The following is a 13,538-nucleotide window of genomic DNA, read 5'->3' on the forward strand; positions in this document are numbered from 1 at the left end:
CTGCCCCTGACACGGTCCGTCCTCAGGACCTTGACGCGGTCCTGACCTGGAACTTCCGGGGCGGCCCTGCAAGTGACCGACGGACCGTCAACACCGCGTCACGGCTGCGTAGGCAAGCCGCCAAGGGCGCGTCAAGAGGCTTCCGCCCCTGCAGATGGCTGACGTTCCCTGGGCACAGCTGTCCTGTGCCAGGATCACGCCATGACCGCCGGCACCCGTCCACGAGGAAATGACCAGCCCATGCGCCGCACGATCGCCGTCACCCGTTCGCTTGCCCTCGGAGCCGTGCTCACCGCGGCGCTGACCGGCTGCGGTGACGGAGGCGGGAAGCCGGACGGGGCCGCGATCTCGCTCGTGAGGGCTGCGAACACCCATATGGAGAACGAGTCGTTCCACGCCGCCGGGACCACGACCGCTTTCGCCGGCGGCAAGCAGGAGACCTGGTGGGACCCCGCTCTGGGACTCCGCATGGAGGTCACGGGCGGCGCGTCCGGCACGGTGTTCTGCAAGGACGGAACCTCGTACACGAGCGCCGACCTGTTGGCCGCGGCGCTGCGGCGGCGCGGCCAGCAGATCACGGTCCCCGCCGCGCTCCGGTCGGCCTACGTGACCACCAGGACGGACCGGGGCTGCTCCTCCTACTTCACCATCGCGGAGACGGGACACCGGGCGGCGGACAAGGACCGGAAGACAGGCGGCACGCAGGCGTCGGCCGTACAGGTGAGCGCGGGAGCCGCCGAGGACGTCTACCTCATCGGGACCGACGCACAGCGCCTGCTTCTGCTGGAGTCGCGGCGTGACGGGCGCACGAGCAGCACCGCGTACGACTCGTTCGGCGAGAAGTTCACCACGATCGCCATGCCGGTGCCCGAGAAGACCATCACGATGGACGCGTTCCGTGCGCAGGTCACCAACTGAGCGGACATACGGCAAGGAGGCGCCTCCCGCGGTAGGCCACTTGAAGCAACCGGGCCCTGACGGGAGTAGTGCTCCATCTTGACGGCTGTTTGACGGACACCGGAAGGGAAGCGTCAAGGAAGGCGGGGAAGCCTTGAGCCGGAGCCCGGGGCCAGGTTGGATGAAGCACGTGAACACCGCTCTGCGCCATGACGACCGGCCGCCTCATACGGTGCCGCCGGCCATGCGCACCGTGCGCCGTCCGGTGCGCTGACGCAGCGGGCTCGCCTGCGGCCGCCGACTGTTCGTCCACTGCGGCCGTTCCTCCCTCGCCCCGGCTCCCTTCCCGGCCGCACCCGCCGCTACGGCCGGCCGACGGCGCATGCCCGGTCGCAGCCGGCCTTGACGGTCTTCGCCGCAGATCCGCGTGTCATGGCCGTCTCGGTCCGCTCCGGCGTCTGTAACACCGCTCTGCTTCACCTGTACGGGGCCGAGGGCGTGAGTCCGGCCGAAGGCACCCGGCACGTGGTACGGCTCTGCGACCCTTCGGCCCCGCTTCCGTCATTCCCCGGGGGTATTCCACCGTGTTCGAAATCCCGTCACACCAACTTCCCTCCCTCACCAGCTGGTTCCCCTCCGGCACGCCCGGTCCCGGCGCCCTCGTCGAGCACGCGCTGTCCACCGGCACGGGCCGCTGGTGGGTCGACCGCGCCATCCGGCCGCGCGCCCTCGCTGTCGCGTGCGGAGACCAGGTACTGCTGCGCGGCGACCCCCAGGCCCTGGCCGTCGGCGCGCTCACGCCGTTCGCGTTGAGCTACGTCGAGGCCCCGGCCCGCTTCGGGCCCGCGCTGTACTCCGCCTTCGACCGGGTGACGCCGTGGGAACGCATGGTCTACGTCCATCAGGCGCCGACCGCCATACCACCGGTGCGGCGCGGAGTGACCGTACGCCGGCTCTCCGCCGAGGACGCACTCGCCCTCGATTCCCTGGGCTCCGACAGCGCCTGGATCCATGCCACCTGGGGCCGGACGGTCAATCTCGCCTCCTCCGGCTACGGCTGGGCCGCGTTCGCCGATGGCCGGGTGCTGGCTCTGGCCTGCACCCGGTTCAAGGGCAGCGCCTACGAGGACATCGCCGTCCTCACCCACCCCGACCGGCGCCGCGAACGCCTCGCCCTCGCCTGCGTCACCGCGCTCACCCGGGACATCGCCGCCCGCGGCCGCACTGCGAGCTGGTGCTGCTCGCGCGACAACAGGCCCAGTCGGCTGCTCGCCTGGACGGCAGGTTTCCGGCTGGCCCGGGAGTACGTCCACCATGTCACTGGTCGGCCGGTCCCCCGTGGGATTCCCGCGGCGGTCCCTGCATGACCGGCCGCCGCTGCCCCAGGGCTGATCCTCAGCGGTGTCCCGAGTCGGGCAGGGTGAGAGTCACCCCGAAGGCTTCGCTCTCCTCGGTGTCGAAGGTGCCTCCCATCGCCTCCGTGAGATCTCGGGACAGACGCAGGGCCAGACTGTCCTCCCTCGACGGATCGGTCCGGCCGCCGCTCACGCGGATCCGGACGTGGCCCGGCAGTGCCTCGGCCAGCAGGACCGTGGCGTGCTCGGTCGCGCCGGAGCGCAGGCCATCTGCGATGAGAGCGGTGAGCACCCTCGTCAGCAGGGCGGCGTCCGCAATCACGTCCGGCAGCGACGCCGGCAGCCGGACTTCGAGCGTGCGGCCACCGGGGCCGATGTCGTCCAGGACCGCGGTCAGTACCTCGTTGACGTCGACGGGCCGCAGGTAGAGGTCGAATGCGCCGCCGTGCAGCCGACTCAGATCGTCGAGGTCGGCGACGATCTGGTCGGCCCGGCGTACTGACGCGAGCGCCGTAACGGTATCCGGGTCCGGCCCGTCGAGCGCCGATTCGGCAGTGCGCAGGCGTTCCCGCAGGTCTTCGCCCGCCACCCGGATCAGCGCCGCGCGCGTCCGTTCCGCCTCGGCGAGATCGTCGGTCGCGGCGGCGCGCAGGGCGAGGCGGCCGTGCTCGTACGCCATGCCCAGCTCGGCGGCGCACGCACCGAGGACCTGCTGGTCGTCCCCGCTCAGGGAGCCGCGTGCGGCCAGCACCAGGCCCTCGGCGACGGGACATTCCGCGTCGGCCTCGTACGGGCGCTCCGGAGGGCTCTCGCCGGCGCTGGCGACGACGTACCAGCGAGGGCCGGCGGTGTCCCCGGAATCGCGCTCCAGCAGGCTGACGGCGGACAGCCCGAACTCCTCCCGGACCTGTTCGACGAGGCTGGGCAGGTCCTCTCCGTGGGCGACGGCGGTGGCCAGGCGGGTCATGGCACGGGCCTCGGCCGTGGCGCGGACGGCCTGGCGGGAGCGCCTGGCCGCCGCCCCCGCAGCCCCACCGACCAGAGCGGCGGTGACGACGAACACCGACAGCGCCACGATGTCGGATCCTTGTTCGATGTCCGGCGTGTGCAGAGGCAGGACGAAGTAGTAGTCGGCGAGCAGGGCCGCTCCCACCGAGGCGGCGAGAGCCGGCAGCAGCCCGCCCACCAGTGCGGTCACTACCACCGAGAGCAGTTACACCACGAGGACGGTGGACAGGTCGAGGCGGTCGCGCAGCGCGGCCATGGCCACGGTCAGGACAGGCAGGAGCAACACGGCTCCCGTCAGCGCCGCCCAGAACCGGCGCGGTCCGGTCCCGCGGCTGCCGCCCGGACGCGGAAGCCGTACCGGGCGGCCGGTGCCGGCCGCCTCCTCGTGGGTGACCACATGGACGTCGACGGGGCCGGAGGCGCGCACCGTACGGTGCCCCACCCCGGGCGCCAGCATCATGCCGAGCCGCCCGCGGCGGCTGGCGCCGAGAACGATCTGGGTGACGTTCTCCGCCCGGGCGAAGTCCATCAAGGAGGCGACCACGTCGTCACCCGTGGTCTGGTGGTAGCCGCCTCCGAGCGACTCCACGAGTCTGCGCTGACGGTCCAGAGCGGCGGGATCGGTCGTGGCGAGCCCGTCGGCCGGCACCACGTGCAGGGCCAGCAGCTCGCTGCCGGGGGTCCGGGCAGTGATCCGGGCCGCCCGGCGGATCAGGGTCTCGCCCTCCGGTCCGCCGGTGAGAGCGACGAGGATCCGTTCCCGTGTCTCCCACGGGGCGGCGATTCCGTGCTCGGCGCGGTAGCGCTGCAAGCCCTCTTCGACCCGGTCGGCGAGCCACAGCAGCGCCAGTTCGCGCAGTGCGATGAGGTTGCCGACCCGGAAGTAGTGGGTGAGGGCCGCCTCGATGCGGTCGGGCGCGTAGATGTCGCCGTGGACCAAGCGTCGGCGCAGCGCCTCGGGAGGCAGGTCGACGAGCTCGATCTGGCCGGCGCGGCGGGCCACTTCGTCGGGGAGGGTCTCGCGCTGCCGGACCCCGGTGATCTGCATGACCACGTCGTTCAGCGACTCCAGGTGCTGCACGTTGACCGTGGTGACCACATCGATGCCGGCGTCCAGGAGCTCCTCGACGTCCTGCCAGCGCTTGGCGTTGCGGGTGCCGGGGACGTTGGTGTGGGCCAGCTCGTCGACCAGGGCGACCTGGGGCCGGCGGGCCAGCACGGCGTCAAGGTCCATCTCCGTGAACGACACGCCCCGATGGGTCAGGGCCCGCCGCTCCACCGTCTCGATCCCCTCCGCCATCGCGGCGGTGGGGCGTCGCCCGTGTGCCTCGACGAACCCGGCGACCACATCGGAGCCCGCGGCCCGCAGCCGCTGGCCCTCCTCCAGCATGGTGTAGGTCTTCCCCACCCCCGGGGCCGCCCCGAGGTAGATCTGCAGCCGCCCGCGCGCCATGGCACTTCTCCCGCCGACACCTCCATGGTGCGATGCGCAGGCTCCGGCCGCAGCCTGCCACGCCCTGATCACACGACCGGGTACTGGTCCGCCTCGCCGGTACGCAGGACCTGGGCGTTCTGCACGGCCGGGGCAGAGCCGGCGTGTCCGCCCCGCGCGGCCTCGGGCGCGAAGGTCCGCGCCTGCTCCAGGGACATGGCCTCGTCGTTGACGTGGTCGAAGATCCCGCTGGTGTGGTTCAGCAGCTGCCTGATGCTGATCTTCTCCGGCTCGTACCCGGGGCCGCGGACGACGTCGGGCAGCCACTTCTCCACCGAGTCGTCGAGGCTGAGCCGGTGTTCGGCCGCGAGTTGCAGCACCACGGTGGCCGTGAACGTCTTCGTCGTGCTCCCGACGCGGAAGCGGTCCTGCGGCCGGCGCTGCCACCCGGTCGCTGTGTCGGCCACTCCTGCCGTGCCGAACCACGTTTCACGGCCGTCGCGGATCTCGGTCAGGATGCCCGGCACTCCCCCGTCGGCCACGGCCCGGTCCAGCACCTGCTGAACTCCGGAACGGTCGCGAGGAACTGCTGCGGCAGTGGCCATCCGAGGATCCAGCTTTCCAGCGCCTGTACCTGACCACCGATCAGGCCGTCGGCCGGGGCCGGGACGATCCGCGCCTGGAGGTACTCGCAGACGAGGTCAACGCCTTCGGCGGACTCAGGGCACCGGACTCGGAGGGCGCCGAGCCGGTTCTCGCCCTCGACGCCCTCGTCGCCGTCACCCTCATGGCGGCGCAGACCGGCAAGCCCCTACCGGCCCGGGAGCGACTCATCGAGCCGTGCCGGATCCGCGCGAAGACCGGCTGACATCGCCCACGGATCCGGGCACCGTTGCGATCAACAGCGGTCCGTGTCGGACGTCCGGCACGGGAATCACCTCACCAGGTCGGCGGTGTCCAGCGGCCTGCGCCACGCAATGCGCCGGCGTACGGCGTCCAGGTCGGCCTGGAGCGGGCTCGGCGGCACGGCCAGGACCGGGCAGGGGGCGTGCGCCAGACAGTACCGGGCCACCGAAGGCCGCAGCGCGCGGAGCAGCCCCCCGCGCGAACCGGTACCGACCACAAGCAGGTCATCGGCGTCACGGACCGTGTCCAGCAGAGCGGAGCCCGGGGTGCCCCGGACGGCCAGACCGGCCAGCGTCACGCCCGGCCTGCCCTCGCCGAAGGCGGTGCCCAGCACCTCACGCAGCCGCGATACCGCCGCGGCCCGGGATTCGGCGAGCAACGGCGTTCCACCCCCGGTGCGTCGGCCGCCCGGGTCGCCCAGAGGCGGCTGCCAGGCCAGCACGACCCACAACTCCGCGTCCCGCACCCGGGCCTCGGCGCGTGCCCGGTGCAATGCCGTCAGGCTCCCGAGAGATCCGCACGTACCCGCCACGACTCGTCCTCGCACCGTCCTGCCCTCCCGCTCCATGCCTCGCGCCATCCATTGAACGGCCGCGGCAGGGCATCGGCGGGCTTCGCTTACGGTCTTCTGACGCCGGAACCGGAAACCCTGACGGGTTCCTGATGCCACGGCCCGCCGGCCGCCAGCGACGTGCATGAAATCGACCGATCACCGTCAAGGTGCCGTCAGGAGGTCACACGGAACGCGCGGAAGCGGGGATGGCTTCGGTGATGCGCCCCGGACTGCCTCCCCGCACCCGGGGCGCCACCCAATCATTCGCGGTTCCTCAAGGAGGACCCCATGTGTCGCTCACCGACGGCTCGGCGACTGAGCCACATCCCGAAACTGCAGCCGTCCGGCCTTGACGCGGTCCTGCCCCGGCCTGCCCGCGTTGCGTCACGTTGGCGTCGTCAACTCGTAAAGATCACGCCAAGGGGCCTTCCGCGGCGTCGGTGACTGAAGTTCGCTGGGCGCGCAGGGCCGTCCTCAAGCGCGCCCGACCGCTCCCACAGCAAGGAAGACCGATGTCCTTCGATCAGGAATGGGCCGGAATGAAGGCGGCCGTCACCGACCGGCAGACGGCCATGCGGCTCAACCACGTCGATCCCGGCGGCGGTGGCGGTCCCACGCCGCAGGGGGACCTCGTCGTCGACCAGCAGGACCTGGCGGCCGTCGGCAACGCCGCGTTCAAGCTGTACCAGCGGCTTGACACCGACGGGGACCATGCGAAGACCAGCACCACCGACGCCGCCGCCGCGATGAAGAAGGACTTCGCGCTCGGCGCGGCCCTGTCGACCGTCGCCGAGAAGTGGAACGAGCAGGTGAACACGCTTCTGGCAGCCTGCGCGCACATCTCCAACCACCTCGACTACACGAAGAACGCGCACGCGGACGGCGAGTACTGGATCGCGACGCAGTTCACGTACGAGCAGCTGGACAAGGGCTTCGAGGAGAGGGCACAGCACTGATGGACCTGGACGCCCTGCGGTACGGGGACTTCTCGAAGCTGTCCACCACCGTGAACGACTGGTCCGCGATGGTGGCGAAGCTGTGGGAGCTGGAGGCGGACGCCCGCGCCGACATGGGCGGGAAGGCCGCCAAAGCGGACTGGGCCGGCGTGAACGCCACCGTCACACGCGAGTTCATAGCGAAGACCGCCAAGGAGTTCGCCGACGCGGCCACCGAGGCGGGCAGCATCTGCAACATACTGCGCGATACGCACGGCGAGCTCGTCGACTGCAAGGCAAAGCTGAACGAGGCCATCGAGCGGGCGCTGGCCAAGAACCTGACCGTCGTGGGGACCGGCAACGGCGGCTTCACCGTCACCATGAACATCCACCCGGACCGCGCCGCCAAGGGCCACACCGTGCCCGAGCACACCGCGGCCGACGCCACCGCGTTCCGCGACGAGGTCCAGGGCATCCTGGAACGCGCCACCGAGAGCGACAACACCGCCGCTCAGGCCCTGACGATGCTGGTCAGCCAGACCCCGTTCGGGTTCTCCGACGCCGTCTACTACGACCGCGACCGAGCCGCGGACGGCCTCAAGGACGCGGAGCGGATCGCGAACCTCCTCAAGACCAAGGGGGACGGCATGTCCCCGGAGGAGTTCGACCGGCTGAACAAGGACCTGGCCGCGCACAAGGACGACCGGCTCTTCCAGGAGAAGCTGGCCACCACGCTCGGACCGCGCGGCCTGCTGGACTTCTGGGCCGACCTCTCCGACCCCTCCGACGGCGGCGCGCTGCAACGCGCACGCCTGAAGGAGCTCGGCGACTTCCAGAACAACCTCTCCCTCGTCCTGTCCGGTGCCACCCAGTCCGACAGCCCGGCCATGCGAACGTGGGAGAACGACATGGTCAAGCTGGGCGAGGAGCGCATCCAGACGCGCGGCACGCAGGTGTACGGGTACCAGCTGATGAGCAACCTGATGCGGACCGGCGACTGGGACAACCGTTTCCTCGGCGACTACGGAAACGCGCTCGTCGCCACCGAGAAGAAGATGAAGCTCCCCCAGAACTACTGGAACGGCGGCGTCCCGGCCATGCCGAAAATGAACTTCGTCGGCGAGGACTTCGGCCGCGACCCGATGACCGGCTTCATGACCGCCCTCGCCAACAGCCCCAACGCGGCGACCGAGTTCTTCGACGACGACCACGCCCAGTACGTCCTCAAGGACCGCCACTCCTTCGACGACACCCCACTGAACGGCAAGGACGGCAACTCCTCCCGCGAAGCGACCGGCAACGCCCTGGTCGCCGCCGCGACAGGGGTGAACCCCCTCGATCCGACGGCGCAGCCGGTCGACCACACCCCCGGACACCGCCAGGTCCTCGACCGCTCGCTGAAGTACCTCTCCGAGGCGGGCAACGACTTCCCCTCCGAGATGCGCGACGACATGGCCAAGGTGCTGTCCAGCCACAGCGACGTGGTCCACAACACCGCGAGCGCCATGTCCGACGACCCGAACGACCCCAGACTCCTCGACCGGGGCCAGTTGCTGGAGGTCAGCAAGCAGATCTCCCGCGACCAGAACGCCTACGGCATGCTCAACGAGGCCATGAACCGCGAGATCATCAAGGACATCTACGCGGACCACCCGAAAGACCCCAACGAGACCCTGCAGAACGGCGGCCGGACGATCGGCTTCCTTGAGGAAGCCCGCTACCAGGCGCTCAAGACCGACAAGGACGACCCCAGCTGGGACGCGAAGTGGCTTTACCACGGCTTCGGGACGGCAGCGAACTTCATCCCCGTCGTGGGAGACGTTGCCCAGCGCGGTGTCGACGCACTCGCCTACAACTGGCAGCTGGACGAGCAGGCTCGTATCGACGAGGGGCTCCAGAACCAGAGCCGTGAGACGTTCAAGTACAGGGAGAACCAGTTGAAGGCGCTTTCCGAGGAGTGGGCCAAGGCCAACCCCGGAAACTCCTACACCCCCAGGACCCTGGAGCAGGAAATCAACTCGGCGGCGCTGACCGGGAACGACCGGGCCAAGGGTCTGGCAGGCGCCAAGTGAGGCGCCGCTACCGTGCCCTTGCGGCGGTGGCCCTGCTGCTTGGGGCATCGGCGTGCATGAGCTCGGGAGGTTACGCCGTGCCCGATGACCTGTGCGGTGTGCGGGTGGGCGCCGACCTGCTCAGACCTGTTCTGGCCCCCGGGAAACAGCTCAAGGTGGAGAGCTCGGACCACGCGCCGGATGCACCCCGCTGCCAGGCGGTGGTGGACCACCGGCGGGTCCTCTATGTGAGAGGCGATGTGGTCTCACTGGACGAAGACCCCATCCAGAGCACGCGGGAGGAGCTAGAGCGCTGGGGCCATCCCGAGAAGATCGCGGTGGGGGATGACGGCCGGGTGGCCGACGGCACCGTCATCGCGTTCACCTCGTGCACCTACCACGGCGAGAAGCGCAGGTTCGCGGCGCAGGCCAACATGGAGGGCAAACTGAAGGACGACATGTCCGCCACTCGGGAGGCCCTGACCCGTTTCATGGCCGCCTACCTCCCCGCCGCGTCGAAGGCAGTGGGCTGCCCCCGCTGACAGCACGCCTGCCGCCGCTGCGGGCCGAGGTCCGGACCCTGCGCCGCAGGGGCGGAGTCGGCCGAGCCGTCCCTATAGGGTGAAGGGGGTGTGCCGGGAAGTCTGGTCGGCGTGCGGGCCGGCCGGCCCGTTCTGATCGGGCTTCGGGGGCGGCATGCGCAGCGTCGGTACGGTTCTGTTTCTCGTGGTACTGGCGACCCTGGTGGCCACCGGTGCCCGGCGCTGGCGTATCCCCGCCCCGTCGCTCCTCGTCGTGGCCGGACTGGCCGTGGCCATGCTGCCCGGGACCCCGGCGATACACATCACCCCCGAGATCATCGGGCTCGTCGTGCTGCCGCCCCTGCTCTACGCCAGCGCCGAGGACGTCTCCTGGCGCGAACTGCGCGCGGTCTGGAAACCGGTGAGCGTGCTGGCCGTGGGTCTGGTGCTGGCCTCGGCCGCCGTGGTGGGCTTCGTCGCCTCCGTCCTCACCCCGCTCTCCTGGCGGATGGCACTCGTCCTCGGCGCCATCCTCGCGAGCACCGACCCGGTGGCCGTCACCGCCCTCGGCAGACGGCTCGCGCTGCCGCCGAAGGTCCAGACGACGGTCCAGGCCGAGAGCCTGTTCAACGACGCGACCTCGCTGGTCCTGTTCCGGGTCGCCGTGAGCATCGCCATCGCCGCATCGGCGGTCTCCTGGGGCGATGCGGGCAGCGAGTTCGCGCTGCTCGCCGGCGGCGGCACCCTGATCGGCGGAGCGGTCGCGGGCGTGGTGGTGCTCATCCGGCGCCGTACCGAGGACCCGGTCCTGGAAACCGTCGTCGCGCTCGTCACTCCGTACGCGGCCTACGTCCTGGCCGAGGCCGCCCACACCTCCGGTGTGACCTCCGTGGTGGTGGCCGGGGTAGTGCTCGGCGGCCGCTCCGACCGGCTCACCAGCGCCCGTATCCGCCTCCAGCTGCACGCCGTCTACGGCACGGTCGTCTTCATCCTGGAGAGCGTCGTCTTCAGCCTGATCGGGCTCTCCCTGCCGGGCCTCATACGAGAACTCGGCGACGGGAGCCGGCTCTGGCCGCTGTACGCCCTCGCGCTGGCCGGCACGCTCATCGCCGTCCGCATGCTGTGGATCTTCCCGCTGTCCGCCCTCCTCCAACGCCAGGGCGGCCGGCGCAAGACCGACTGGCGGGTGCCCGCGGTCCTCTCGTGGGCCGGCACCCGAGGGGTGATGCCCCTGGCCGCCGCACTGTCCATACCCGTCGCGGCAGCCGACGGCACCCCGCTCCACGAACGGCCGCTGGTACTCGTCCTGACCTCGTCGGTGGTGGTCGTGACCCTGGTCGTGCAGGGCTTCTCACTCGCCCCCGTCGTACGGCGCTCCGGTATCGCGCTCGAACCCGACCACACCGAACGCGAGGAGACCGGCGCCCGCCTCAGCCTCGCCGAAGCGGGCCTGCGCCGCCTGGACGAGCTGTCCGCACTCGATGCCGCACCCGACGTGGTCCTCGACCGGCTGCGGCGGGCCCTCACCGCCCGCAAGGAACACGCCCTCGACCGGCTCGCCGACACCGACGACCCGGCCGAGTCCGCCGACCACGTCTACCGGCAGCTGCGCCGCGACCTCATCCTGGAGGAGACCGCCGAACTCCAGCGCCTCTACGACGACGACCGCATCAGCGACACGACGCGCCGCCACCTCCAGCGCTCCCTCGACCTGGAAGAGGCCCGGCTCGCCGACACCTGACCGGTGGACGGCCTCGCCCCGGCCTGCCACCGCTCCCGCACAGGCCTTGCCCCGGGAAATCCGGACAAGAGCAGCCGTCACTCGTGTGGTCGCAACCCGCGCACCGGAGTACCGAGTCGGCACGGGAGTCGGCACCGCACCGTCATGGCGCCGAGGACGCCGACCGAGTCCGGCAGTCGTTCAAGCGGTCCTGCGGCCCGGAGCGGCGGTGGGACCGACGGCGAGCCGGTGGTACCCGGCAGCCGCCTTCGGCCAGGTGCTGTCGTCCCGGTGGGCGGACGCCGGGGCCGGCGAGTCGAGCAGGACGTGCACGGCATCGGCAATGGCCTGCGGCGGACGGCCTGGACACGGTCGTCGGGGACCGCGGCCACCGGACCGGCCGCCTGTCGTAGCGGTGGCACGAGGGGACGGACCTCTCGGTCCGGGTGGAGGCCCGATCGTCTTGCCCGGGGCGAGTGGGGCGCGGAGACTCGGTCCTGACGGATCGTCCGCTGTAGGGGGACAGGATGAAACGATTAGAGGGCGCCGACCCGGTGACGGTCGGCAAGTACCGGACCATCGCGGAACTCGGCCGCGGCGGGATGGGCCGGGTCCTGCTGAGCAGCGCCCCGGACGGCCGGTTGGTCGCGCTGAAGCAGGTGCGCTCGCAGTTCGTCGAGGACGACGGGTTCCGGGCCCGGTTCCGCCGGGAGGTGGAGGCCTCCCGCAAGGTCTCCGGAGCGTATACGTCCGCGATCATCGACGCGGACGCCGATGCCCCCGAGCCCTGGCTGACCTCGGAGTTCGTCCCCGGACCGTCGCTCCAGCACGCGGTGGCGACCGTCGGGGCGCTGCCCGAGGAGTCGGTGCTGCGCATGACCGCTGGACTGGCCTCGGCCCTGAGCGACATCCACCGGGTCGGGCTGGTGCACCGGGACCTGAAACCGTCGAACGTGCTCCTCGCCGACGACGGGCCCCGAGTGATCGACTTCGGCATCGCCCGGGCCGCCGACAGCGAGGACGGCAGCGAGCTGACGACCACGGGCTGGCTGGTCGGCTCACCCGGGTTCATGTCCCCGGAGCAGGCCCAGGGCGCGCCGCTCGACTCGGCCAGCGACATCTTCTCCCTCGGGACCGTGCTGGTCATGGCGTGCACCGGTGCGTGCCCGTTCACCGGGCCCTCCCTGCCGCAGACCCTGTACAACGTCGTGCACACCGAACCCGATCTCAGCGGGCTGCCGGCGAAGATCCGCCCGATCGCGGCCCGCTGCCTCGCCAAGGACCCCGCCGCCCGGCCGAGCGCGGCCCAACTGCGGGAGTCCCTCGGGAGCCTGGCGCCCTCGCCGCGTCCCTGGCCGCAGGAGATCCACGAGTTGATCGCGGAGCAGCAGGCCGAGATCGCGCGGCTCCGGGTCGAGCTGGGGAAACGGCCCATCGTCACGGAGTCCGCGGCGCCGGTCCTCGACAAGCCCGCGCCGCCGTACCCGGGGTCCCCGCCCGCTTCGGGCCGGCGCGGCTTCGCCGTCGGCGCGGGCATCGCCGCCGGCCTCGCGATCGCCGCGACCGTGCTCGCCCTGGTGCCCGGCCGCGACGGCGGCACCGGAACCGTCGCCGACCCCAAGGCGACCGTCACGGCGTCGGGGCAGCCGACCGGTGACCCGACGACCGCCCCGGCGCCCGCGCAGCCGACCCCCGGCCCCACCACCGAGGCGCCCCGCACGCCGGCCGTCGAGCCGACCCCGCCCGAGCCCGAGCCCTCCGCCTCGCCGGAGCCTTCCGAGCGGGCGCCGACGACGGTCACCACGCGGTCGAGCACGCGGCCCGCCTCGATCGTGAGCTGCTTCGGGGACTACCTGGAGGAACCCGAGTCGCTCCTGCTCCACTGCGGAGACGGCAACGGCATGCTCAAGGGCCTGACCTGGTCGGACTGGGGACTGTCCACCGCCCACGCCAACGGGCAGGAGTGGGACGTGATCTGCCGGCCCAGCTGCGCGAACGGCAGCGAGGTCCACTACCCGGCCACCGTGACCCTCACGGGCCTCGTCGGAGGGCGCTACACGGCGATGCAGATCAGGGCCCCGCAGTCGCCCTACGGCCCCGTCTCCCGGTACCGGCTCGACTCGCAAGGGCCGGTGCAGACGGACTGACGGGGCCCGAGGC

11 protein-coding genes are annotated in these 13,538 nt (G+C 71.4%); 7 read left to right on the top strand and 4 right to left on the bottom strand.

Going from position 1 to position 13,538, the window contains the following annotated elements; translation table 11 throughout:
- Window positions 1-240 precede the first annotated feature (240 nt).
- Both ABTY04_RS27425 and ABTY04_RS27435 read left to right on the top strand, forming a co-directional pair.
- Window positions 241-918 (top strand): hypothetical protein, encoded by a 678-nt coding sequence (locus ABTY04_RS27425; RefSeq protein WP_352216064.1) that lies wholly within the window; start codon window positions 241-243, stop codon window positions 916-918.
- A 563-nt stretch (window positions 919-1,481) separates the two neighbouring features.
- Entirely contained in the window at window positions 1,482-2,264 is a 783-nt protein-coding gene (locus ABTY04_RS27435; RefSeq protein WP_352216065.1) for a GNAT family N-acetyltransferase, read from the top strand.
- Between the two features lie 28 nt (window positions 2,265-2,292).
- Here ABTY04_RS27435 and ABTY04_RS27440 read toward each other — a convergent pair whose 3' ends face one another.
- From ABTY04_RS27440 to ABTY04_RS27455, 4 genes are all read right to left on the bottom strand, one after another.
- Window positions 2,293-3,456 (bottom strand): sensor histidine kinase, encoded by a 1,164-nt coding sequence (locus tag ABTY04_RS27440; RefSeq protein WP_352216066.1) that lies wholly within the window; start codon window positions 3,454-3,456, stop codon window positions 2,293-2,295.
- Between the two features lie 9 nt (window positions 3,457-3,465).
- Entirely contained in the window at window positions 3,466-4,713 is a 1,248-nt protein-coding gene (locus ABTY04_RS27445; protein WP_352216067.1) for a universal stress protein, read from the bottom strand.
- 68 nt (window positions 4,714-4,781) lie between these two features.
- Window positions 4,782-5,297: a serine hydrolase domain-containing protein gene (locus ABTY04_RS27450; protein WP_352216068.1), complete on the bottom strand. Its 516-nt coding sequence runs from the start codon at window positions 5,295-5,297 to the stop codon at window positions 4,782-4,784.
- 329 nt (window positions 5,298-5,626) lie between these two features.
- Entirely contained in the window at window positions 5,627-6,145 is a 519-nt protein-coding gene (locus ABTY04_RS27455) for a universal stress protein (protein ID WP_502996731.1), read from the bottom strand.
- A gap of 518 nt (window positions 6,146-6,663) precedes the next feature.
- On the opposite strand from ABTY04_RS27455, the gene ABTY04_RS27460 reads away from it, so the two are divergent.
- From ABTY04_RS27460 to ABTY04_RS27480, 5 genes are all read left to right on the top strand, one after another.
- On the top strand, window positions 6,664-7,107 hold the full coding sequence (locus ABTY04_RS27460) for a hypothetical protein (RefSeq protein WP_352216070.1): 444 nt from the start codon (window positions 6,664-6,666) through the stop codon (window positions 7,105-7,107).
- Window positions 7,107-9,158 carry a DUF6571 family protein gene (locus ABTY04_RS27465; RefSeq protein ID WP_352216071.1) on the top strand — a complete coding sequence of 684 codons (2,052 nt, stop codon included), beginning with the start codon at window positions 7,107-7,109 and terminating at the stop codon, window positions 9,156-9,158. Before ABTY04_RS27460 ends, ABTY04_RS27465 begins: the two co-directional genes overlap by 1 nt.
- A 77-nt stretch (window positions 9,159-9,235) precedes the next feature.
- Window positions 9,236-9,679, top strand: a complete 444-nt coding sequence (locus ABTY04_RS27470) for a hypothetical protein (protein ID WP_352216072.1) — start codon at window positions 9,236-9,238, stop codon at window positions 9,677-9,679.
- 154 nt (window positions 9,680-9,833) lie between these two features.
- Entirely contained in the window at window positions 9,834-11,399 is a 1,566-nt protein-coding gene (locus ABTY04_RS27475; protein ID WP_352216073.1) for a Na+/H+ antiporter, read from the top strand.
- A gap of 506 nt (window positions 11,400-11,905) precedes the next feature.
- Window positions 11,906-13,525, top strand: a complete 1,620-nt coding sequence (locus ABTY04_RS27480; RefSeq protein ID WP_352216074.1) for a serine/threonine-protein kinase — start codon at window positions 11,906-11,908, stop codon at window positions 13,523-13,525.
- Window positions 13,526-13,538: the final 13 nt, after the last annotated feature.

Origin of the sequence: Streptomyces sp. NPDC097981, from assembly GCF_040302565.1 — a bacterium.
Classification (GTDB): Bacteria; Actinomycetota; Actinomycetes; order Streptomycetales; family Streptomycetaceae; genus Streptomyces.

Bases quoted from the DNA above. Each gene is read 5' to 3' on its own strand.
- ABTY04_RS27475 (WP_352216073.1), top strand. From the start codon at position 9,834: ATGCGCAGCGTCGGTACGGTTCTGTTTCTCGTGGTACTGGCGACCCTG.
- ABTY04_RS27460 (WP_352216070.1), top strand. From the start codon at position 6,664: ATGTCCTTCGATCAGGAATGGGCCGGAATGAAGGCGGCCGTCACCGAC.
- ABTY04_RS27425 (WP_352216064.1), top strand. From the start codon at position 241: ATGCGCCGCACGATCGCCGTCACCCGTTCGCTTGCCCTCGGAGCCGTG.
- ABTY04_RS27465 (WP_352216071.1), top strand. From the start codon at position 7,107: ATGGACCTGGACGCCCTGCGGTACGGGGACTTCTCGAAGCTGTCCACC.
- ABTY04_RS27450 (WP_352216068.1), bottom strand. From the start codon at position 5,297: ATGGCCACTGCCGCAGCAGTTCCTCGCGACCGTTCCGGAGTTCAGCAG.
- ABTY04_RS27480 (WP_352216074.1), top strand. From the start codon at position 11,906: ATGAAACGATTAGAGGGCGCCGACCCGGTGACGGTCGGCAAGTACCGG.
- ABTY04_RS27445 (WP_352216067.1), bottom strand. From the start codon at position 4,713: ATGGCGCGCGGGCGGCTGCAGATCTACCTCGGGGCGGCCCCGGGGGTG.